Origin of the sequence: Humibacillus xanthopallidus, assembly GCF_044793955.1 — a bacterium.
GTDB lineage: Bacteria > Actinomycetota > Actinomycetes > Actinomycetales > Dermatophilaceae > Humibacillus > Humibacillus xanthopallidus_C.
Genome location: NZ_CP084995.1, coordinates 1,225,783 through 1,247,645 on the forward strand (window position 1 = coordinate 1,225,783; position 21,863 = coordinate 1,247,645).

At 71.5% G+C, this 21,863-nt stretch carries 18 protein-coding genes and 1 riboswitch; of the genes, 8 read left to right on the plus strand and 10 right to left on the minus strand.

Going from position 1 to position 21,863, the window contains the following annotated elements:
* Positions 1 to 26: 26 nt before the first annotated feature.
* The gene (locus tag LG278_RS05595; protein WP_404391764.1) at positions 27 to 1,073 is read right to left on the minus strand and encodes a hypothetical protein; all 1,047 of its coding nucleotides are present in this window, start codon (positions 1,071 to 1,073) and stop codon (positions 27 to 29) included.
* 193 nt (positions 1,074 to 1,266) lie between these two features.
* On the opposite strand from LG278_RS05595, the gene LG278_RS05600 reads away from it, so the two are divergent.
* The 4 genes from LG278_RS05600 to LG278_RS05615 all read left to right on the plus strand — a co-directional run bounded on the left by LG278_RS05600 (position 1,267) and on the right by LG278_RS05615 (position 5,272).
* Positions 1,267 to 2,505: an MFS transporter gene (locus LG278_RS05600; protein WP_404391766.1), complete on the plus strand. Its 1,239-nt coding sequence runs from the start codon at positions 1,267 to 1,269 to the stop codon at positions 2,503 to 2,505.
* Positions 2,506 to 2,533: 28 nt separating this feature from the next.
* Positions 2,534 to 3,229 (plus strand): iron dependent repressor, metal binding and dimerization domain protein, encoded by a 696-nt coding sequence (locus LG278_RS05605; RefSeq protein WP_404391768.1) that lies wholly within the window; start codon positions 2,534 to 2,536, stop codon positions 3,227 to 3,229.
* A gap of 166 nt (positions 3,230 to 3,395) precedes the next feature.
* A riboswitch (cyclic di-AMP (ydaO/yuaA leader) is annotated at positions 3,396 to 3,568 on the plus strand.
* Positions 3,569 to 3,621: 53 nt separating this feature from the next.
* Positions 3,622 to 4,425 carry a C40 family peptidase gene (locus LG278_RS05610; RefSeq protein WP_404391770.1) on the plus strand — a complete coding sequence of 268 codons (804 nt, stop codon included), beginning with the start codon at positions 3,622 to 3,624 and terminating at the stop codon, positions 4,423 to 4,425.
* Between the two features lie 166 nt (positions 4,426 to 4,591).
* Positions 4,592 to 5,272 (plus strand): DsbA family protein, encoded by a 681-nt coding sequence (locus LG278_RS05615; RefSeq protein WP_404391772.1) that lies wholly within the window; start codon positions 4,592 to 4,594, stop codon positions 5,270 to 5,272.
* A gap of 44 nt (positions 5,273 to 5,316) precedes the next feature.
* On the opposite strand, the gene LG278_RS05620 is transcribed toward LG278_RS05615, so the two are convergent.
* Positions 5,317 to 5,697, minus strand: a complete 381-nt coding sequence (locus LG278_RS05620; protein WP_404391774.1) for an SHOCT domain-containing protein — start codon at positions 5,695 to 5,697, stop codon at positions 5,317 to 5,319.
* 47 nt (positions 5,698 to 5,744) lie between these two features.
* Positions 5,745 to 6,164 carry a DUF6325 family protein gene (locus LG278_RS05625; RefSeq protein ID WP_404393547.1) on the minus strand — a complete coding sequence of 140 codons (420 nt, stop codon included), beginning with the start codon at positions 6,162 to 6,164 and terminating at the stop codon, positions 5,745 to 5,747.
* A gap of 317 nt (positions 6,165 to 6,481) precedes the next feature.
* Here LG278_RS05625 and LG278_RS05630 point away from each other — a divergent pair, with 317 nt between their 5' ends.
* A complete protein-coding gene (locus LG278_RS05630; protein WP_404391776.1) occupies positions 6,482 to 9,112 on the plus strand; it encodes an alkaline phosphatase family protein in 2,631 nt (876 codons plus the stop codon).
* 32 nt (positions 9,113 to 9,144) lie between these two features.
* Here LG278_RS05630 and LG278_RS05635 read toward each other — a convergent pair whose 3' ends face one another.
* From LG278_RS05635 to LG278_RS05655, 5 genes are all read right to left on the minus strand, one after another.
* A complete protein-coding gene (locus LG278_RS05635) occupies positions 9,145 to 9,507 on the minus strand; it encodes an STAS domain-containing protein (protein ID WP_404391778.1) in 363 nt (120 codons plus the stop codon).
* A complete protein-coding gene (locus LG278_RS05640) occupies positions 9,504 to 11,699 on the minus strand; it encodes a SpoIIE family protein phosphatase (protein ID WP_404391780.1) in 2,196 nt (731 codons plus the stop codon). Before LG278_RS05640 ends, LG278_RS05635 begins: the two co-directional genes overlap by 4 nt.
* Before the next feature lie 141 nt (positions 11,700 to 11,840).
* Complete coding sequence (locus LG278_RS05645) at positions 11,841 to 13,799, minus strand: pentapeptide repeat-containing protein (RefSeq protein ID WP_404391782.1); 1,959 nt, start codon at positions 13,797 to 13,799, stop codon at positions 11,841 to 11,843.
* Positions 13,796 to 16,978, minus strand: coding sequence for a hypothetical protein (locus LG278_RS05650; RefSeq protein WP_404391784.1), 3,183 nt, complete (start codon positions 16,976 to 16,978; stop codon positions 13,796 to 13,798). The genes LG278_RS05645 and LG278_RS05650 overlap by 4 nt, the downstream gene beginning before the upstream one ends.
* 152 nt (positions 16,979 to 17,130) lie before the next feature.
* Positions 17,131 to 18,075 (minus strand): hypothetical protein, encoded by a 945-nt coding sequence (locus LG278_RS05655; protein ID WP_404391786.1) that lies wholly within the window; start codon positions 18,073 to 18,075, stop codon positions 17,131 to 17,133.
* A 278-nt stretch (positions 18,076 to 18,353) separates the two neighbouring features.
* Between LG278_RS05655 and LG278_RS05660 the strand changes: the two genes are divergently transcribed.
* Positions 18,354 to 18,605: a hypothetical protein gene (locus LG278_RS05660; RefSeq protein WP_404391788.1), complete on the plus strand. Its 252-nt coding sequence runs from the start codon at positions 18,354 to 18,356 to the stop codon at positions 18,603 to 18,605.
* 113 nt (positions 18,606 to 18,718) lie between these two features.
* Positions 18,719 to 19,156, plus strand: coding sequence for a VOC family protein (locus tag LG278_RS05665; RefSeq protein ID WP_404391790.1), 438 nt, complete (start codon positions 18,719 to 18,721; stop codon positions 19,154 to 19,156).
* Positions 19,157 to 19,180: 24 nt separating this feature from the next.
* On the opposite strand, the gene LG278_RS05670 is transcribed toward LG278_RS05665, so the two are convergent.
* Positions 19,181 to 20,125 carry an SDR family oxidoreductase gene (locus LG278_RS05670; RefSeq protein ID WP_404391792.1) on the minus strand — a complete coding sequence of 315 codons (945 nt, stop codon included), beginning with the start codon at positions 20,123 to 20,125 and terminating at the stop codon, positions 19,181 to 19,183.
* A 142-nt stretch (positions 20,126 to 20,267) separates the two neighbouring features.
* On the opposite strand from LG278_RS05670, the gene LG278_RS05675 reads away from it, so the two are divergent.
* Positions 20,268 to 21,128 (plus strand): helix-turn-helix transcriptional regulator, encoded by an 861-nt coding sequence (locus LG278_RS05675; RefSeq protein WP_404391793.1) that lies wholly within the window; start codon positions 20,268 to 20,270, stop codon positions 21,126 to 21,128.
* 59 nt (positions 21,129 to 21,187) lie between these two features.
* On the opposite strand, the gene LG278_RS05680 is transcribed toward LG278_RS05675, so the two are convergent.
* Positions 21,188 to 21,577 carry a hypothetical protein gene (locus LG278_RS05680; protein ID WP_404391795.1) on the minus strand — a complete coding sequence of 130 codons (390 nt, stop codon included), beginning with the start codon at positions 21,575 to 21,577 and terminating at the stop codon, positions 21,188 to 21,190.
* Between the last annotated feature and the right edge of the window lie 286 nt (positions 21,578 to 21,863).

The following is a 21,863-nucleotide window of genomic DNA, read 5'->3' on the forward strand; positions in this document are numbered from 1 at the left end:
GGCCACCTCACACGTTCCGGAAGAAATCACTTCTCGGACCACCTCCCTTCGGGTTCGGTTGATCGACCGTACGTCGACTCCCGCGCGGGAGGCAAGACTTTTTCTCGACCCCCGGATCGACCACCGGATCCGGCCAGCACGACGAGCAGGGCCACCCCCAGCAGCACCGGGTAGGCGCTGATCGCGCCGAGCACCGCGGTCGCCCGGCCGAAGTCGAGCGCGAAGACGACGGCGAGACCGGCCGCGGCCGTGAAGGCGCCCGCCCACACCCGTGGCCCCGTGGCCCATGGCAGCCGCGCCTCGACGGCCTCGGTCGCGCCGGGGGCCGCGCGGGGGAAGAAGACGAGCCACGCGGCATACGCCAAGGTGCCGAGGAAGGCCGAGAGGGCGAGCATCCGCGCGACGAGGGGGGTGCCCTCGGAGCCCGGCACTGTCGTGACGCGCAGGATGGCGGCGCCGTCGCCGACGACGCTGCGCACCTGCCCGGGGTCGGTCGACAGCCACCGGTCGAGCGCGCCGCTGAGCAGCAGCACCGGCACCCCGACATAGCCGAGCAGCAGGGCGCCGCGGAAGCCGCGCCGGGCGCTCGCCTCGCGCAGGCCGCGCGACCACTCCCAGAGGAAGCCGAGGGGAGCGAGCATGAGCAGCTGGCCGAGCACGACGAGGTGGTATGCCGGGAAGGCCAGTGACAGCGCGGCCGCGGGTGCCAGCGCGGCCCAGGCAACGACGCGCCTGACCCGCCTTCGCGGGCCCGACCACTGGTGCACTGCTGCCGCGAGCACCCCGTAGCCGAGCGCGATCCCGACGAGCTCGGCCGGCCGGCCGACGGCGCGGGAGAGCAGACCGCACAGCACCACCCCGGTGATGAGCGCCCCCAGCACTCGCACGAACGCCGGGTCGAGCAGGGCGGCGAAGCGGCCCACGAGGTAGCGCGTCGACAGGGTCGCGGCGAGCACGCCGAAGAAGACGAGGCCGAGCACGATCGTCGCCATCGGAGCGGCGACGGAAAGGGCGAGGGCCACCGCCGAGGTACCCACCCCCACCGCCACGAGACCCGATCGGCGTCCCCTCACGGGTGGCACGGCATACGCCCTGGGGAGCGGCGTGTCCGGCGTGTCCGGCGCGTCAGGGCCGATGGTCGTCGGCCTCGACGCCACCTCACCTGCGCTCACACCGCCCGTCCAGGGGATCCCGGCCACTCGCTCATCGTTTCGTCGGCTGACCGCACCGGCCACCCGAGATGCCCAATCGTTAGGGTCCTGTGGCGTGACCGAGACGGAGCCGACGCGCGAGGAGGGGCCTGGACCCTGGCTGCGCGCGGTCGCGGTCTCGGCATACGGACCGACCCTGCTCGGCTCGACCGGAGCGGGCGCCGTGTCACCCATCATCGCGATCTCGGCGCGTGAGCTCGGGGCCTCCGTAGGGGTGGCGGCGCTGCTCGTCGCCGCGGTCGGGGTCGGGCAGCTGCTCGGCGACCTCCCGTCCGGGGCGCTCGCCGCTCGCATCGGGGAGCGCCGGGCTCTGCTCGTCGCCGCCGTCGTCGAGGCGGTCGGCATGCTCGTCGCGGCGCTCGCCGGGAGCCTGCCGATGCTCTTCGCCGGGGTGCTCGTCATCGGGCTGGCCGGCTCGCTCTTCGGCCTGGCCCGGCAGGCCTATCTCACCGAGGCGGTGCCGGTGGCGATGCGGGCCCGCGCCCTGTCGACGCTCGGTGGGGTGCACCGCATCGGCTACTTCATCGGGCCCTTCATCGGAGCGGTCGTCGTCGCCCGGTGGGGGATCGAGTCGGCCTACTTCGTCGGCGTCGTCGCCAGCGTCTGCGCCTTCGTGCTCGTGCTGCTCGCTCCTGACATCACCGCATCGACGCACCGGGTGACCCGGACCGGGCCGCCGCTGTCGGTGGCGTCGGTGCTGATGCGCCACCGGCACGTCCTGCTCACCCTGGGCACCGGCGCGATGAGCGTGGCGGGAGCGCGCGCGATCCGGGAGGCGCTCGTGCCGCTGTGGGCGGAGTCGGTCGGCTTCTCACCTGCGCAGACCTCGCTGGTCTTCGGGGTGGCCGGCGCGCTCGACATGGCCCTCTTCTATCCGTCGGGGTGGCTCATGGACCGCTTCGGCCGCGTGGCCGCAGCGGTGCCGAGCATGATGGTGCTCGGCCTCGGCATGATGCTGCTGCCCCTCGCCACGACGCTCGTCGGCGTCACGGCGGCGGCGACCGTGCTCGGTCTCGGCAACGGGCTGGGGGCCGGCTTGATCATGACGCTGGGCGCCGACGCCTCGCCGGACGAGGGGCGAGCGCAGTTCCTCGGCGGCTGGCGGCTGTGTGCCGACGTGGGAAGGGCTGCGGGCCCGCTGACGTTGTCAGCCCTGACCGCTGTGATGTCGCTGGGCGCCTCGTCGGTCGTGCTGGGGGTCGGCGCCCTCGTCGGAGCCGGCTGGCTGCGGGTCTGGGTGCCGCGGCACGACCCGACCATCCGGCACACGTCCGGCACAGGTGAGGGCGGATGACGCCGAAGGATTCTGAGAAGGTAGGACCGTGACGGACCTGATCGACACGACCGAGATGTACCTGCGCACGATCTACGAGCTCGAGGAGGAGGGGATCGTCCCCCTGCGCGCCCGGATCGCCGAGCGTCTCGGCCACTCCGGCCCCACGGTGTCGCAGACCGTGGCGCGCATGGAGCGCGACGGGCTCGTCGCCGTCTCGGGTGACCGTCACCTCGAGCTCTCCGACCACGGCCGGCTGCTCGCCACCCGCGTCATGCGCAAGCACCGGCTCGCCGAGCGGCTCCTCGTCGACGTCATCGGCCTCGAGTGGGAGTACGCCCACGACGAGGCGTGCCGCTGGGAGCACGTCATGTCCGAGAAGGTCGAGCGCAAGATCCTCGGCCTGATCGGAGACGGGCTGGAGTCGCCCTACGGCAACCCCATCCCGGGCCTTCACGAGCTCGGTGTCGACGGGGGCGGGGACTTCCTCGCCGGCCTCACCACCCTGACCGAGACGGTGGCCGACGAGCCGCGTGTGGTGACCATCCGCCGCATCGGCGAGCCCGTGCAGGTCGACCCCGAGGCACTGGCGCTGCTGACCAGCGCCGGCGTCGTGCCCGGGGCCCGCGTCGAGGTCGTGCGTCAGGGTGGCCGCGTCGTGGCGGTGCGCGAGGGCGGCGAGCGCTCCTCCGGCGTGTCGCTGCCGGCCGACATCGCCGCGCACGTCTTCTGTCAGACCGCCTGACCGGTCCCGTTTCGTCCCGCTTTGGGGCGGGGTCAAATGGGGCGAAAAAATCCGCAGATCGTTGTGGACGAGGAAGTGACAACCCCCACCGAGTTGGGTACGGTGGGCGCACTCGCTCTCCCCGTCGAGTGAGTGCCCCGGGTCGGACCGCCTAGTCCTGCCACCGATCCTGGGCTCGCACAAACCCGCATGGCAGGAGCGGGGGACCCACTCTTTCCGGGCGTCGCGAGACGTTCTCGGGGTGAAGCCCTCCCGTGGACCGCAAGGTCCGAGCGAAGGCCGGGCGAGATACCTCCAGCCCGAACCCGACAGCTCACCTCGTAGGCGTCGAGAGGTCAAACGTGGCTCAGAACGTTCCCGGTCGCCACCGCGCACCCGGTCGCTTCAGCGCGATGTCAGAGCTGAAGACCATCGCCAAGGAAACTGCTCAGCCGGCCGTCAAGGGCGCCGCCATCGTCGCCGCCTCTGGCGGCCTCGTCGCGTCCTTCGCCGGCACCGCCAACGCCGCCGAGGGCTCCCCGGCCGTCGCCGCCGACGCTGCCGCCGCGAGCACCGCGCCCGCCGTGGTGGGGCCGCAGGGCAGCGCCGTCCAGGCGCCGTCGGCCCTGTCGTCGATCGGCTTCGTCGCCAAGCCGGCGTCCAAGACGACAGCGGTCAAGCCGCGCGTCATCAAGGACGTCAAGGTCGAGACGGCCCGCAAGGAGGCCAAGGAGGCCGAGGAGCGCGCCGCCGCCCGCGAGGCCGCCGAGGCCCGCGCCGCCGAGCGCAGCCAGACCACGGCCCGCGCCTCGCGCACGTCGACGCGCACCGCCACGTCGACCCGCACCACGACGACAACGCGCACCGCGCCCGACCCGGCACCCAGCGCCTCCGGCATCGTCGGCATCGCGAAGTCCATGTTCGGTGTGCCGTACGTCTACGGCGGCACGACGCCCAGCGGTTTCGACTGCTCGGGCCTCACGTCCTACGTCTACCGCCAGGCCGGCATCAGCATCCCGCGCACGGCCTCGGCCCAGAAGGCCGCCGCCACCCCGGTCTCGAGCCCGCGCCCCGGCGACCTCGTCTTCTTCGGCTACCCGGTCTACCACGTGGGCATCTACGTGAGCCCCGGCACGATGATCGACGCGCAGCGCCCCGGCACGACGATCGGCTACCACTCGATCTGGACCAAGCCGTCGGGCTACGGCCGCTTCTGAGCCGTCGCTCCACCGCGTCCATCGCGCGCACCAACCACGGACCTCTCGTCCTACGGAAGAGCCTCCGAGCACCTGCTCGGGGGCTCTTCTCGTGCAGCCGCGCGTGGTCCTGGACGTCTCGCCGGGAGGCTCGGTGGCCTGCCCGGCCGCGTGGTTGACTGAGTCGATGACCACGAACCAGCCGGCCGCCGACTCGACGACGCACATCGAGCTCGACCTCTGGGTCGACCTCGTGTGCCCGTGGTCGTGGATCGCCAAGCACCGCGTGGAGCACGCCATCGCCGCGTTCGAGCGACCCCACGACGTCACGCTGCACCTGCACGCCTTCCAGCTCGACCCCGACGTGCCCATCGGTGGAGCGGTGCCGGTGGCGAGCCACCTCGGTGAGAAGTACGGCGGCGACCTCGAGGGCGGCCGGTTGATGACGGCGCGCGCGAGCGAGCAGGCGCAGGCCGACGACCTCGTCTTCGACCTCGACGCGGCCGTCCGGGCCAACACCTTCGACGCCCACCGCCTGTGTGCCCTCGCCCACGAGATGGGCGGACCTGCCCTCCAGTCGGCCGCCGTCGAGCGCTTCCTGTCGGCTCACTTCGCCGAAGGCCTCGCCCTCGATGACCACGAGGTGCTCCAGCGCCTCTCTGCGGAGTGCGGCATGGACGAGCGGCGGGTGTCAGCCGTGCTGGCCTCCGACAGCTATGCCGACCGGGTGCGCGATGACGAGCAGCGGGCGCGGTCGATGGGCGTCACGGCGACGCCGTTCATCCTCGCCAACGGGTATGCCGCGCTGACCGGCCTGCACCCCACGCCCGACTACCTCGCGCTGCTCCGGGGCGCCGCCGTCGCCTGAGCGACGTGCGCGGGGGCCGGGCGCTGGGCAGTGGGCGCTCGGCGTCAGCTGAGCAGCTTGGCCTTGGCCGCCGCGAACTCGGCGTCGTCGAGGATGCCGGCCTCCTTCATGCTCGCGAGCTGCTGGAGCTGAGCCATGAGGTCGCTGCCTCCTGAGGCGGGAGCGGGCGCGGCCGGTGCTGCGGGTGCTGCCGGTGCGGGCGGCGCTGGCGGTGCCTGCTGCGCCTGCAGCTCCGTGAGCTGGGCCTGCATCGAGGCCATCTCGGCCTGCTGGGCCTGGTCGTCGGCCTGGGCCTGGGCGGCCGCCTGCTGCTTCTGGGCTGCACCGCGTTGCATGCTGCCCGACACCGCCGTGGCGGTGCCGGCCACGACGGCCGTGCGCGCCATCGTGCCCATGAGTCCTGGACGTCCTCTGCGACCGCGCATGTCGATCTCCTCGTTCTCGTGCCGTCGGGGTGGGGGGTGGCGTGCGGTCAGTCCTCGTCGGGCACCGTCGCGAGGATCTCCTCGACGACCGAGCCCGGCACGCGGACGTTGGACAGGAGCACCCCGCTGGAGCCGACGATCGCGTCGCGCAGCGGCTTCATCCAGGTGTTCTCGAAGACGAGGATCGCAGCCGAGCTGCCCGGCTCGAGGTCGGCCGTGAGCTCGGCGACGTCCTCGTCGGACACGAGGCCGTCGATCCGCTCGGCGAGCACGCGCAGGCGCCCCGAGTCGTCATCGGCCTCCCCGAGCTCGGCCAGGGCCACCTCGCCCGACTCGTCCTTCGTCGCGAGCAGCCCGTCGATGATGGTGATGACGCCCCCGTCGACGAGCTTCTGCAGCTCGGGGATGATGCCGCCGTTGAACTGGCTGCCGGGGAATCCGACGGCGATGACCTCCACGGGACCCATGGCCACGGCTCTCTCCTCACGTCGTTGGGGATCAACCGGCGGCACGGGGACATCCGCGGGCCCAGTGACCTTGTCCGGAGTCTAGGCAGGGGGCGGCGAGGGACGTCCTCACCTAGGGCGGGTGATTCGTCGGCCACTGTGACAACGCTCGGACCGACAGCGCTCGGCGCCGCTAGCATCGGTGGCACCGTGCTGCCTCTGGAGCGCCACGGCCCGCGGGAGGAGATTGGCGTGCACGAGATCGCAGTCTCGCCGGTGGGCCGATGAGCGGGGGGAGAGACGCCAGTCGGCGACCGCTGAGCGTGACGGTCGTCGTCGTGGTCCTCCTCCTCACGGCCCTCTTCGATGCCGTGGTGGCCTTCGGCCTCATCGACGGCCGCGTCATCGGGCTGGGCCGGGTCGCCGACGCCGCGGCCGCAGCCGCAGCCGACCCTGACGCGTCAGCGATCTTCAGGGTGCTCGGGTGGGTCATCGTCGGGCTGGCCGTCGCCCAGCTGGTGCTCGCCGTCCTCGTGGCCCGAGGACACAACGGCGCGCGCCTCGTGGTCACCCTCGTCATCGCGGCCCGACAGGCCTACAGCTGGGCGCTGGTCGCCCAGTTCGACGGGCAGGCGGTGCAGGGAGCCATCAGCCTCGCGCTGTCGGCGGTCATCCTCTACCTGCTGTGGAACCGCTCGGCCAGCGCCTTCTTCACGCGCAGCGACACGACCGCGATGGGGCGGGCGGTCGGCAATCCCTTCACCGAGCCCACACGCGGCTCGGGCACGCTCATCTTCGACTACATCGCCCGCCTCACCGTCATCGCGCTGACGATCGTCCTCACGCCGGGGGTGACGGTGACGAGCTCGATCTCGCTCGTGCTCGCGGTCATCTGCATCGCGGTCGCCGGCTGGCTGCTGCGCCCCGTCTTCGTGCGGGTCGCCGGTCTCTTCGGCTGGGCGGGGGCGGTGCTGCTCGCGCTCTTCGCCAACGCGGCGGTCATCGGCCTCGGCTTCTACCTCACGCCCGGCATCGAGGTCGACGGCTTCCTCTCGGTGCTCTTCGCCTCGTGGGTCTACGGCTTCGCCATGGCCGCCCTCACGTGGCTCTTCTCCATCAACAGCCAGGACTACCTCACGGTCCACGCCGTGCGCATGAGTCGCGGGGGCAGGGGGCTGCGCAGCCGCGACGACGCGGATGACGGGGCGCCCGAGGTGGCGGACGGCATACCGGGGGTCGTGTTCGTGCAGCTCGACGGCGTGCCGGCACCTTTGCTGGAGAACGAGATCCGCGCGGGCAACCTGCCGACGATCAGTCGCTGGGTGCGCTCCGGCAGCCACACGTGGACCGAGTGGCGCGCCCGCGTGCCGTCGACGACGCCGGTGAGCCAGGCCGGCCTGCTGCACGGCGACAACCACGGCATCCCGGCCTTCCGGTGGTGGGACCGCGAGCTCGGCCGCCTGCTGGTGGCCAACCGGCCTGCCGACGCGGCCGTCATCGAGGCGCGCCTGTCCGACGGGCGCGGGTTGCTCGCCGACGACGGCGTCAGCATCTCCAACCTCTTCTCGGGCGACGCGCCCACCTCGTTGCTGACGATGAGCGGGCTGCGCCAGCGCTCGACGGGGCTGGGCCCCTCGTCGTCGTATGCCGCGTTCTTCACCCACCCTGCAGGGCTCGCTCGCGGCGTCGTCATGACCATCGGTGAGATGGTCAAGGAGGTCTTCCAGCGCCGGCGGCAGGAGCAGCGCGGCGTCGAGCCACGCATCGACCGCGGCGGCTCCTACGTCGCGCTGCGAGCCGTGACCAACGTGCTGCTGCGCGACCTCAACGTCGCGCTCGTCGTCGAAGCGATGATGCAGGGGTCCCGCTCGATCTACGTCGACTTCGTCGACTACGACGAGATCGCCCACCACGCAGGCGTGTCGAGACCGGAGTCGCTCGCGTCCCTCTACGGTCTCGACGAGGTGCTGCGGTCGCTCGAGACCGTCGCGACCGCCGGTGTCACGCCGCGGCCCTACCACTTCGTGCTCCTCTCGGACCACGGCCAGAGCCAGGGTGCGACCTTCCGCCAGCGCTACGGCCTCACGCTCGAGGAGCTCGTTCGCCAGCACCTCTCGGGGGGCGCGTCGGTCGCGTCGGCCACCGACGAGGTCGAGGCCTACGGCCCGGTCAACGTGCTCATCGGTCAGCTGGCCGGGCAGCAGAGCGTCACCGGTCGGCTGACGCGGCGGGCCCTGGGCTCCCGCGACGCCGCCAACGCGACCGGGCCGTCGGCGCAGGGCTCCGACACCTCGGTCGAGGGCCTGACCGAGGTCGCGCCCACGGGCTCCCCCCGCACCGGCACCGCGACCGCGGGTGAGGAGCCCGCCGAGACGCCCGACCTCGTCGTGGTCGGCTCGGGCAACCTCGGCGGCATCTGGTTCGCCCGCGAGCCCGAGCGCCTCATGGTCGCCGACATCGAGGACAGGCACCCCGGTCTGCTCACCGCACTTGCGTCGCACGAGGGCATCGCCTTCATCGTCGTGCTGGCCCCGACCGGTCCGGTCGCGATCGGGCCCGAGGGCAGCACCGACCTCGCCACCGGGCTCGTGCGCGGCCTCGACCCGCTGGCCGCGTTCGACGACGACGCGCGCCGCGACTTCGACCGCGCTGCCCGCTTCGACGACGCCCCCGACATCTACGTCAACTCGCTCTACGACCCGGTGCTCGACGAGGTCGCCGCCTTCGAGGAGCTCGTCGGGTGCCACGGCGGCGTCGGTGGCTGGCAGACCCGCCCCCTGCTCGTGCACCCGACCGCGTGGACGATCGACGCCGACCTCGTCGGCACCGACGGGCGCATCCGCGGCGCCGACCGGGTCCACACCCAGCTCGTGCGCTGGCTCGAGCGTCTCGGCCACCGCACCGACCTCGCGGCCCCGACGATGGTCACGGACCCCGTGGGCGAGCCGGACGGCATACCCCAGGGGTGAGGCCCGGCAGGGCACCGAGGGGTCGTATGCCGTCAGGCGGGCTCGGGCGCGGGGGGCGCCGACGCGTCCGGCGGGGTGTCGTCGACCTGGATGACGTGGTCGAGGTGGGTGAGTCGCAGCACGGCGCGGATGGGGGAGTCGGGCGGCACGACGAGGCGCAGGTCCTGGCGGCGCACGCGCAGCCGCTCGGCGAGACGGAAGATCGCGGCGATGCCGGCGCTGTCGAGGTAGGTCGTCGCGGTGAGGTCGAGCACGACGACCGCTGCGTCGTCGGGCATCGTGGCGGCGATCGTGTCGAGCAGCGCACGGGCGTTGGACAGGTCGATCTCGCCGCTGATGGAGGCGAGCTGCGTCTCGCCGACGCGGCGGGTCTCGAGGCGAGCGAGCTCGCTCACGGCCGCGCCCCGATCGCGACGTCGCGGCGCAGGTGCACCGTCGTGCCGGCGTCGGTGTGCTCGACCCCGACGTCGTCCATGAGGCCCCGCATGAGCTGCAGCCCCCAGCCGCCGCCGCGGTCGGCCGGGGCGCGCCACCGCCCCCGGTCGCGCACCCTCAGCTCAAGGCTGCCCTGGGCGAGGGCGCCCGGGGCGAGGTGGGCCTCGACCTCCAACGGGCCCGCGTCGGGGTCGCCACTGTAGGCGTGCTGCACGACGTTGGCGCAGGCCTCGCCGCAGGCGACGAGGATCTCGGCGGCGTCGTCGTCGGCGATGCCGGCCTCGCGCAGCCACCGGCGCACGGCACCACGCACCTGCACGAGCACCCGTGCCTCGGCGGGCAGCCGCAGGCTGAGGGAGCCGTCGGCCGTGACGATCGGACGCAGGGCGACGAGCGCGACGTCGTCGGCGACCTGGTGCTCGTCGAGCATGGCGTCGAGCACCTCGTCGCAGAGGGCCTCGAGGTCGAGGGCCGGGGCGGTCGCGACCGACCGGACCGCCTCGGCGGCGAGCTGGGCCAGGCCGTCGGTGATGGAGGTGCCGCGCCGCTCGACGAGGCCGTCGGTGTAGAGCAGCAGGGTCGCGCCGGGGGCCAGCTCGTGGGTCGCCTCCGTGAAGAGCGCCTCGCTCGTCACGCCGAGCGGCGGGGCCAGGCCGTCGGTGAGGTAGGTGGCCTCGCCGTCGTGCACGACGAGGGCCGGCGGGTGGCCGGCGTTGGTGAAGCAGAGGCTCCCGGTCGACGGGTCGTGCACGAGATAGAGCAGCGTCACCATCTCGGGCACCCGCAGCTGGGAGACGAGCCGGTGCACCCCGCGCATGACCGTCGCCGGCGCGGGGTCCTGCAGGGCGTAGGCCCGCAGCGCCATGCGCACCTGCACCATGGTCGCCGCGGCGTGCAGGCCGTGGCCGGCGACGTCACCGATGGCGAGCCCGACGAGCCCGTCCGGCAGGGGGATGACGTCATACCAGTCGCCCCCGACCTGCAGGTCGGCCGTCGCGGGCACGTAGCGGGCGGCGATGCCGACCCCGGGCAGCTCGGCGATGCGCTCGGGCATCAGGCTGCGCTGCAACGTCTCGGCGATCTCGTGCTCACGGTGCGAGCGGGCCTCCTCGACGGTCAGCTGCTCCTGGGCCTGCGAGCGCTCGCGGATCTCCTGGACGAGTCGCGCGTTGGCGGTGGAGAGCTGGAGGGTGCGCTGCTGCACCCGCTCCTCGAGCTCGGCGGCGGCGCGCTCGAGCTCGCTCTCCTCCCGGCGTCGCTCGCTGACGATGGCGGCGAAGACGAACGAGGCCAGCGCGACGCAGACGTTGAAGGCCTGGAGGGTGGCCATCTGCTCGAGCACCGAGAGACCCGCGAAGGGGCCGCGGTCGCGGACCGCCGCCCAGGTCGCCACGAGCGAGGCGATGAGGGCCGCGGGGGCGGCGCCCCGCAGCTGCAGCTGCCACGCGGCCCAGCCGACGACCGGGAGCACGAGGAAAAGCAGGGGCAGGTGGCTCTGCGCGGCCCAGCCGATGAGCGCGGTCGTCGCGAGGAGGAAGGCGCCCGCCTCGAGCCACCGCCGCCGCGGCCACGGCTCACGCTCCCACGACAGCGGCAGGCTGAGCAGGAAGGGTGCCACGGTGAGCACCCCCATCGCGTCGCCGGTCCACCACACCGTCCAGGCGGTCGCGAGCTCGCCGATCGGGATGGTGCCCGCGACGACGAGGGTCGTGGCGCCGATCGTCGCGCTCACGAGCATCGCCCCCAGGGCGCCGATGAAGACGATCGCGAGGGCGTCGCGCTGCCGCTCGAGCTGGCGTCGGAAGCCGATGCGGTGGAGCAGCACGACCGCGAGGCAGGGCGCCAGGGTGTTGCCGACCGCGGTCACCGCCGCAGCGACCACGGTGTCGCTGATCGGCAGGTTGACGGCAAGCGCGGCGACGAAGACAGCCGGCCAGGTGCGTCGCCCCAGCACGAGCATCGCGGCGACGGCCACCCCGGTGGGTGGCCACAGCGGCGTGACGTTGGCCTCGACGAGCGAGAGCCCGAGCCCGAGGCGGGCGCCCGCGTAGTAGGCGAGCGCCACGAGCAGGAGCGTCGCGACGCGCGCCGGGCGCGACTGCGGCACCAGCGAGGGGGTATGCCGTGTGGCCGGGTCGCGGACCCCGCTCATGTGTCGCGGCGACGGCGTCGCCCACCTCCCGCCATGGGCGAAGCCTAGGCATGCCGGAGGTGGTGTGGGCCAGAAGCGGCCGAAGGTGTGGGAGCGGCGTCGGGGACGAGTCGGATCGGCGTCCGCGGGGGCGGCGGGGTGTCAGAGCGAGCAGGGCCCGGCGTCGCCGTTGGGGCAGGTCGTGTTGCCCGTCGTCGTGCCGAGACGGGTCGGGGCGTAGTCGAACGACACGATGACCTTGGCACCGCCGTAGGAGTCGTAGGCCTGTTGGAACCTGCCCGGTGTCGTGGCCACGGTGGCCCCGCGCATGTTGAGCCCGTCCATGTTGGCGCCGGTGAAGTCGGCCCCCTCGAGGTGGGCCTCGTAGACGCTGGCCGGCGTGTGCACCGAGTCGCTCGACGGCGTCAGCGCGGTGGGGGTTGAGCCGTTGTCACGGAAGCTCGCCCCCTCGAGGTGCGCCCCGGCGAAGGAGGCCGCCGACAGCTGGGCGCCGTTGAAGGTCGCGAGGGGCAGCATGCCGCCGTCGAACCTCGCGAAGTTCATCGAGGCGCCGACGGCGCTCGCCGACTGGGTCGGGCTCACGGCGACCGAGGTGAGGAAGAGCGAGCCGGAGAAGTCGACGCCGTCGCAGTGCGCGCCGTCGAGCACGGTGTTGACGAGGAACGCGTCGGTGACGACGGCGGCCTCGAGCTTGTCCCGGAGGTCGGCGCCGGTCGCCTCGAGGGCTGAGGCGTTGCCCGACTCGGCGATGAGGTAGGCGCTGTCGAGGTTGGCGAGGGTGAGGTTGGCCCCGCTCAGCTTGGCGCCCTTGAGGAACGCGCCGGTGAGGGTCGCGCCCTGCAGGTTGGCGCGCTGGAGCTGCGCCTCGTACATCCGTGCGCCGGCAAAGGTCGCGCCGCTGAGGTCCACGCCCTGCAGGCTCAGTCCCGTTGGCAGCAGGGCGTGGTCAGCCGCGAGCGACTCGATGGCCGAGGGGATCCCGGTGATCGTGGCGCTCGTGAGGTCGAGGTAGGACCAGGCGGAGCCCAGCACCGGGAAGGGGACGGTGGCGCCGACGAAGGTGGTGCGGGCCGCCGGACCCCGCGTGAACGCGGGGACGGCGTCGAACTGCGTCGTGGAGAGGTCGACCCCGTCGAAGTGGGTGCCGGCGAGGGCGGCCCCGTGCAGGATCGTCGCACCGAGGTGGGCACCGGTCAGGTCGGCGCCGTCGAGGTGGGCGCCCGTGAGGTCGGCGCCGTCGAGGTGGGCGCCCTTGAGGGACGCGCCCTGGAGGAAGGCGCCACGCAGGTTGCGCCCGGTCAGGTTGACGCCGTCGAGGACGGCGCTCTCGAGGTGGGCGGACGAGGCTCCTGTGATCGTCGTCAGGTCGCTGCCGGTGAGGTCGGCGTGCGCCCACGTCTTGGCCGTCGCGAGGTCGTGGGCGCCGAGGTGCACGCCGTGGAGCGTCGCCGAGGTGAAGTCGGCCCCCGCGATCGAGGTGACGGTCGACAGGGTGGCGCCGGAGAGGTTGCACTTCTGCAGGTTGGCGTTCGCCAGGTCGATCGCGCCGAGGTCGCGGTTGCTGAAGTCGGTGTCGTAGCCCGAGTTGGTGATGAGGAGCAACGGCAGCAGGTCGCCGCTGACTCGGATGGGCACGGCTGAGGGTGACGACAGGAAGGCACTGGACCCGAAGCCGAACTCGCCCGGATACCAGGTGCCCTGGATGGCGGATAGGAACTGCCCTGGGTAGGAGCCGGCGGTCGCCTGCAGCGAGATCGTGCCCTGGCCGAGGTTGGCGATGCGGAAGGTCTGCTCGGGCCCGACGGAGTCGGAGGAGTAGGGGGGGTCGTACCACAGCATCATCCCGGTGTTCTCGTAGGACCGGGACGTCGGGAAGTGCGAGTTCCAGTAGAAGACGTAGTTGCGGTTGCCCTCGCTGTCCCAGACGGCCTCGGAGATCGAGACCTGGGAGCCGCCGAGGTCGGTCACCGTCCAGCCGTCGCCGGCTCCGTCGCCGAAGCAGACGACGATGAAGCCGCCCGCGTAGCGCCACTCCTCCGCGTAGGTCTGTGATGCTCCCATCCCATCAATGGACAGCTGCCAGGTGACGGTCACGCTCATGGCTGGGTCTCCTCGTGAGCGGCGGCGGGGGTGTGGGGGAGGTACTCGCTGAGGGAGGGCTCGGTGCGCCCGCCCGGACCCGCGATCTGCTGGAAGTTGAGGGTGTAGACGTTGCGCCACAGGTCGACGGCGAGGCCGCCCGCGACGAGGCCCTGCTGGTGGGCGAGGTGCTGGCCCGTGGGTGCGTAGATGTCGAGGTGGAAGTCGGCCGCGTCGTAGCCGTTGCCGACCTGGCTGAGCACGTAGGCGTAGCCCGCGACGTCGGCGCTCATCGACAGGTAGACCGTGCTCGCCTCAGGCGGGGCGTGGGAGACGAGCGGGATCCAGTAGGGCGTCGGGGTGCCGGGGAAGGCCGCCACCGGGTGGCCTCCGCGGCTGAAGGCCTGGATCCGCTCGTTGCCGCCCTCGAGCACGAGGATGGTCTGGTCCGGCCGGATGCAGGTGACCGCCGGGCCGCGGAGGCGACCCGGGCCGGTGCCCGGGCCGAGCGGCATACAGGCCCAGGGTGCTTGTGCGTCAGGGACGCCCGCCGCCGGCAGCTCGAGGATCTGCATGTTGTCGGCGGAGGGGTTCACGGCGACGACGTAGCCGTTCGAGTGGATCGCGAGCGACGTCGGCATGATCGGGAAGCGCCCCCAGCTGGTGCCCGTGGCGAGGTCGAAGCGGCGCGACGGGTCGTCGACAGGGACGCCGGGGCCGGTCACGGGCGTCACGGAGCGCAGGTGGAAGCCGGTGCGGGGGTCCCCGGTCGGGTCGAGGAAGAAGAGGCCCGGCTCGGCTGGCCGGCCGGCGCCCTGGACGGCCGTCCGCTGATAGAGCAGCAGCGGCGCCTTGGAATAGCCGGCCGGAGCGGCCATGTAGCCCGCCTGCGGCCACGTCGGGCGCGTGTCGCCGGCCGGGGGTCGGAAGCCGATGTTCTGCATCGTGTCGAGCTCGGTGTCGCCCGAGTCCCCGTCGACCGCCGGGATGCCCAGCCCCGACGCCTCCCAGCCGTAGCCGAGGATGCCGAGGTCGTCGCTGAGGGTGATCCCGGCCAGCGACTCGAGCACGTGCCCGCTCGGCCCGCTGCCGAGGGCCTCGGCCGTCTCGGTCGGCGCCTGGTCGGTCTCGCGCCACTCGTAGCCGGTGCCGTCGACGTAGGTGAGCAGCTGGTCGTGGCGATAGGTCGTGTCGGCGCTGATCGGGTAGAGCTGCTGCTCGACCTCGATCGCGACGGCGAGCACGTGGCCGGTCTTGTCGTTGATGGTGTTGTCGAGCGTCGCCGACTGTCCCTTGCCGACGCCCCAGCCCTCGGCGCTGAACATCGCGACGACGAAGGTGACCTTGCCGCCGACCGGCACGTCGCTCCACCGGATCGTCAGCGACGTCTCCTTGCCGGGGTCGACGGCCGCGCGGTAGGTGCGGGTGGTGCTGTCGCCGTATTGCGCCGTGATCGCGAGGGTTGTTGCGGTGGAAGGGAACTCGCCCTGGTGGCCGTTCACCTGCGCCGGTGTCAGGGTGATGACGACGTCCATGCTCACGGTGACGTCGAACTCGACGACCCGCGGTGAGGACACGACCTCGCCGATCGTCTGGGCGAGCTGCGCGGCAGCGGCCTCCATCGCGATGGCCTTGAGCGCCCAGCCGACGTAGGGGATGGCCTCCTCGGCCTCCTCGGCGCCGAAGTAGAGCGCGAGCTGGGCCGCCACGTCCGCTGCCGTCAGCACCTTGGTGACGATCGTGCTGGAGAGCGAGATGAGGGCGTCCTTGATGTCGGCGCCGGTGTTGGCGTCGCCCGAGAAGAGGTCCTTGCCGATCGTGTAGACGTCGAGGACGAGACTCGCGATGAAGGGCACGTTCTTGAACATCGAGTCGAAGAGGGTGTCGCTCTCCTCGCCGGCGGTCGACAGCAGCGCGTAGGTGGGGATGGCGAGGTCGATGACCGAGGTCATCGCAATGCCGAGCCACGCGGCCGTCGGGTCCCACTGCTTGCCCGACGACGTGCCGAGGCTGCCGACGACGAGCCGGATCGTGCCCACCGTCTTGTCGGTCGGGATGGCGAAGGTGAGGTTCTTGTCGGTGTCGGAGACGGGGATGCCGAGGAAGGTGCTCTCGGCGCCGACGAAACCGGCGAACTTCAGCGTGTTGTCGCGCGCCTGGATGAGGTCGAGCAGCTCCTGGCCGAACTTGTCGTCGAGCCCGAGCGCCAGCCACGCCTCGACGATCGGCTTCATCGCGCCCTTGATGAGCTGGGTCCAGATGTTGTCGTCGACGACGATGGCGGTGTGCCCGTCGGTCTCGAGGAAGGTGACCGAGGCGGACAGGTGGCGCAGGTAGCTGTTGGTGATGGTGACGTCGAGGACGCCGTCGTCGCTCAGCCCGTTGAGGGCGACCTTGACGCCGTAGTGGGGCCCGCCGTCGGCGAGCGAGACGTGGTAGCCGGACGTGTTGCGCGCCGCGAGCAGTCGGCGGGACGGCGTCGCCTCGTCGCTCATGTCGACGTGGCTGACGCCGGGGAGCACGTGCCAGCGGGTGCCCTGCAGGCTCTCGTCGCTGTAGATCGCGGCCTTGGACTGGCCGCTGACCGGCACGCTGGAGTTCTGCACCATGTCGGCGAGCTCGTAGGTGTAGTGCGGGGTGCCGCGCTGGGTGAGGACGGCGCGCCCCTCGTCGTCGACGAGGGGCTTGGCCACGTTCCACTGGGGCCCCATCGTCGTGAGCGCGAAGGTGAGCTCCGAGAGTCCGTCGGTGGCGGCGATGTGACCCAGCACCGTGTCGGCCGCAGTCGGCGTCAGGACCGAGACGCCGGGGTTGAGGAAGACGATGGCGTGGGCGAGGTGGTCCACCGAGTAGGTCGACGTCTGGCCCGAGGTCGCGATGGCCATGGTGACGAGGGGTGGGATGCCGTTCGCGTCGGGCGCGCCGTAGACGCGGAAGAGGCCGACGACGTCGGGCTTGCTGCCGACCGTCCGGGCCACGTGCGTCGGCGTCGTGGCGGTGTCGTCGTCGCCCAGCCCGTCCGCCGCGAGGCTCTCTGCCGTATGCCGTTCGAGCGGGTAAGTGCCCCCGGCGGCCTTGAGCGTGTAGCTCCCGGTGAGGTGCTCGTCGCCGAGCCAGGACAGGTCGAAGTGCAGGTCTCGGAGCTCGGTGGGCGCGCTCGTCCGCCGTGAGTCGGCACTCGACGTGGCTGTCTCGGACATGAAGCGACCTCTCCCCGAAGCGATGCCCTCAGCCCATGGCCGATCGGCCCTCGTCGCCAGCGTCTCACCGTGCCGCCGGGTCCGTGGCGACTTGTCCTTTCTTTACCTTTGGTCGGGAGCCCCGCGTCTCCGTGAACCATGGCCCGTGAGCCTCAGTCGTCGTGGTTCCACCCTGGGGTCTGGCGCAAGGCTTGCTTCAGCTCAGCAAGTTCCCGGTCCAGGTCATCGCTCGCCTGCTGAGTCTCCCGCCCGCCTGCTGCGAACTCCGCGATGAACTCCCGAGCCTCACGCCTGTCTTCGATCACCTCGAGGTGCGGCTTCAGCAGCTCGCGCCCAGCAGCGCTGCGCTCCAGGATGCGAACGGTCTCGGCCTCAGCCGTTTCGACTGCGCGAGCGACCATCGAGAGGGGCTCGGAGGCCTCGAGTCCCAGCTTGGTGAAGAGCAAGGAGCTGCTGCCGCCGTGAGTGCGATCGACGAGCAACCGGCGAGTTAGGGAGCGAAGGAGTGCAGTGGCAGTCAGGAGGTCGCCTGCAGAGGATGGCTCGTGTGCAGCCAGCTCTCGAGCACGATCATGCAACGTCTCGCCCACTTCGGCGATCAGGTCTACATCGATGACCTCCGCTGGATCGGGATCGGGTGCGCCATCTCTGCCGGAGAGGGCGGAGAGAGCCGCGCTTGCCAGGCGATGCGTGATCTCGCCGTTGTGTTCGCTTCCTCTGAGTGCCCATACGTCGTCGGCAGGGAGCCTCTCGAAGACGGGAAGGTGCGGCTCGAAGTGCTGCCAGACCAACGCATTCAGTTGCGCGCCAAGGGCATCCACCTCGGTCAGCAACGACAGGAGCACACCTCCGGTCCGGTGAGCCACCCTCCGTGATCGCCACACACGGAGAGCGCCCAAGAGGCCGCTTGCTCCAAGGAGCACACCGCTGCCGAGGAGCAATGCGTCATGAACGGCTTGCAGGAGCACGCTGACTGCCAACGAGTCGTCGGCCACTCTTGCGTCGATCACCGCAGCGCCCAGATAGAACGCGAGTCCCACCGTCGCAAACCCGACGATGGCGGTCCAAGAGACCTTGCGCAATGACAATTGGCTCATCTCAAGCCCCTCTCAGAGGGCCATTGGCCGTCGCCTCATTGGCGGCTTCACCCATCAACGCTACGGCTGCGCCGGCTGGCCCGCAGGGCATTCACCAAGCCGACGGATGAGCGCGCGCCACCGGCGCAGGGCCCGAGCCCTCGGGCTCGAACCCTGCGCCGGAGATCTCGAGGGGCTGGACGACTAGGCCGAGAAGACCCGCGGGCCGGGGGTCACCGGCGCTACCATCGGGCACCGACCCAAGGAGGGGCCGGTTCGTCGTTGAAGAGGAGACTCTCATGCGCTTGGTGACCCTCGGGATGTCCACAGCAGCGGCCGCCGGGGCCCTGACTCTCGTCATGGCAGGTCAGGCCGCCGCATCACAGGCGCCGAGTGACCGGGCCTCGTGCCTGGCGCAGGTCTTCCAGGCGCAGGCAGTCGGTGAGCCGGGTGCGGTGGCCGACCGCATCCACTTCATCAGGGAGGTCCTGCTGCAGGGCGACAGCTTCGGCCAGGTCCTCAAGCCTCTCGCGCAGGACCGCTGCCCCTGACCGCTCGTCGCGCCACGGCGCAGACCGGCCGCTCTCGAGCAGCCGGTCTGCGCGCCCGATGACGCCGGCGCACAGATCGAACCGGGCCGCGTGCCGTGGGTAGCGTGCACGGCATGCCCATCAAACTCGAGAACGTCGGCATCGCAGTCCGCGACCTCGAAGCGACGATCGCCTTCTTCACCGACCTCGGACTCACCCTCCTCGGTCGAGACACGGTCAGCGGCGAGTGGACCGACACCGCCGTTGGCCTTGACGGCAACCACGCCAAGATCGCCATGCTCCAGACGCCGGACGGCCAGGGCCGCCTCGAGCTGTTCGAGTACCTCCACCCCGAGGCCCTCGAGACGGAGCCCACCCGGCCCAATCAGATCGGCATGCACCGAGTCGCCTTCTCGGTCGACGACATCGATAAAGCGCTCGAGATCGCGGCAAAGCACGGCTGCCACCCGCTGCGCGGGGTGGCCACGTACGAGGACGTCTACAGGCTCACCTACGTGCGCGGACCCAGCGGCATCATCGTGATGCTCGCCGAGGAGCTCTCACAGAGCTGACGGCCGGTATGCCGGGTCGCGGCGTCAGGCGTCCATCGCGGGCGCGTGGGTCAGCTCCATCGAGACGTCCCAGATGCGCCGGGCCTGCTCGGTGTCCCCGAGGCGGGAGTAGAGGCGCTGCGGCCCCGGAGGCCCGCCCAGGTGCACGAGACCCCGCGGCCCGTAGAACCCGCCGCCCTCGGCGTCACCCGACGCGACGGCATACACCGCTGGCAGGCCGGCGGTCCCCGCGGTGCCGACGACCCAGCCGCGACGGGAGAGGGCGCCGATGAGGCGGCGGGCGAGGGTCTGCTCGGAGCGGCCGAGCTCGGGGCGGGCGTCGAGCAGGCTGGTCGGCGCGATGCCGGGGTGCGCGAGGTTGCTCGTGATGCCCCAACCGGCGGCCCGGCTGCGCCGGTCGAGCTCGAGGCCGAAGAGCCCGAGGGCGATCTTCGACTGGCTGTAGGCCTTCATGCCGTCGTAGGACTGCTCCCAGTTGAGGTCGTCCCAGTTGATGGCTCCCTGGTTGGCGGCGATGCTGACCTGCGAGGTGACCCGGGCGCGGCCCGCGCGCAGCAGCGGCAGCAGGTGTGTGACGAGGGCGACGTGCCCGAGGTGGTTGGTGCCGAGCTGAAGCTCGAAGCCGTCGGTTGTGGTCTGCCGGTCAGGCGGGGTCATGACGCCTGCGTTGTTGACGAGGTGGTGGATCGGCCGATCCTGCTGTCGCAGAACGTTCCCCAGCGCCGCGACCGATGCGAGCGACGAGAGGTCGAGCTCGCGAAGCGAGACCTCGGCGTGCGGGGTGCGCCGGCGGATCTCGGCGAGGGCGGCCTCGCCCTTGCGCTGGTTGCGCACGGGCAGCACCACCTCGGCGCCGGCCTCTGCCAGTCGCGCGGCGATGCCGAGGCCGATGCCGTCGCTGGCGCCGGTCACGACGGCGCGGCGACCGGTGAGGTCGGGGAGGGTGAGGTCGATCGGTCTGCGCGGCATGGTCTGCCTCCTGGGTCGTGGTGGTGGCACCAGCGTCGTCGGTCGCGGCGGCGGCGTTCAGGGCCCGTCGATCCTCGGATCGCCAGACCGTGGATCCGCGGCCGGGCACACGGTAGGAAGGTGCCACCACGAGGGAGGGCGCATGCAGATCGACCGGGCCGGGCTGGCGGAGTTCCTCCGCCACCGTCGCGCTGCCCTGCAGCCCGAGGACGTCGGGCTGCCTCGGGGCTCGAGGCGCCGGACTGATGGGCTGCGTCGCGAGGAGGTCGCCGCCCTGTGCCACATGTCGACCGACTACTACTCCCGGCTCGAGCGCGAGCGCGGGCCGAAGCCGTCGGAGCAGATGATCGCCTCAATCGCCCAGGGCCTGCACCTGTCGCTGGACGAACGCGACCACCTCTTCCGGCTCGCGGGACACACGCCGCCAACGCCGGGCGCGGCTGGCGGGGCGGGCGCAGCGAGCGAGCACATCACCCCGGGGCTGCTGCGGATCCTCGAGCGGCTCGACGACACCCCCGCCGAGATCGTGACCGAGCTGGGGGAGACGCTGCGGCAGTCACCGCTCGGGGTCGCGCTCGTCGGCGACCTGACGCGGCATGCCGGCCCCGCCCGGAGCATCGGCTACCGGTGGTTCACCGACCCCGACTCTCGCCGGCTCTTTGCCGAGGAGGATCACGCGTTCCTCAGCCGGCTGTGGGTGTCGGGCCTGCGCGGGGTCGCCGCACTGCGCGGCCCGCGGTCGCGGGCGGCGCAGTTTGTCACGGACCTGCAGGCGCGGAGCGAGGAGTTCGCAGCACTCTGGGAGCTGCAGGAGGTGGGCTTGCGGCCGCAGGAGGTCAAGCACTTCGTCCACCCCGAGGTCGGTGCTCTGGACCTGCACTGTCAGTCGCTGCTCGACCCGGCCACGTCGCACGCCTTGCTCGTCTACACCGCCGTCCCGGGCAGCGAGAGCCACGAGAAGCTGCGCCTGCTCTCCGTGATCGGCACGCAGAGGCTGGTGTAGAACCCCTACGCCACTGAGCCCGCTGGTCGACCTTGCAGGATCGACAACGCGCGCTCTCGTCAATCGAAGGTCGGACGCAGCTCCTCGCGGAGCTCCCTGAAGTTCTGCGGGGTCACTTTCCACCGCGTCTCGTCAGTCTCCTCGAAGGCGATGTTGTACTCCCGCGCCCTCCGGTCGAACTGGACGAGGACCTTCCGCGGCAGTGCTTCACCGGACTGGTAGTAACTGTCGGTGTAGGCCTTCACCGCTGACCGGACGGCCCACGGGTCTGAGGCCACGGCCGAGATCACGCCGTCGGGGGAGTAGAGGTAACCGCGCGCCTCGTTGAACTCGCCATCGGGGAACTCCAAGATCATCGCCAGCGAGTCCCAGCTGTCCACATCGGCGATGGGGCCCTGCATGGTGTCGATGAGAGATCGGATGAGACCGACTGTGACGTTGCCTGACATGACGTTCCTCTCGGGTCTGATCATCGAGCCCGATTCGCCAGGTCCAGACGGGGCGATCGAGGTCGGGCTTCCGCGGGTCTGCTGCACGGATAGGTGGCAGTTGCGTCAGGGCCACCTGGATCGCGGTTGCTGTCATGATCAACTCGTACTCGACCGAGGTCAACCGGCTACCGCGCCGCCGCGTCAGTTGAAGTAGGCGTATCCACCCGCCGCATCGACACGTTTCGAACTGTCAGAGCCAACAGAAACACAGTTGGGGCTGGGAAAGCCGACCTTCGCGAACTCG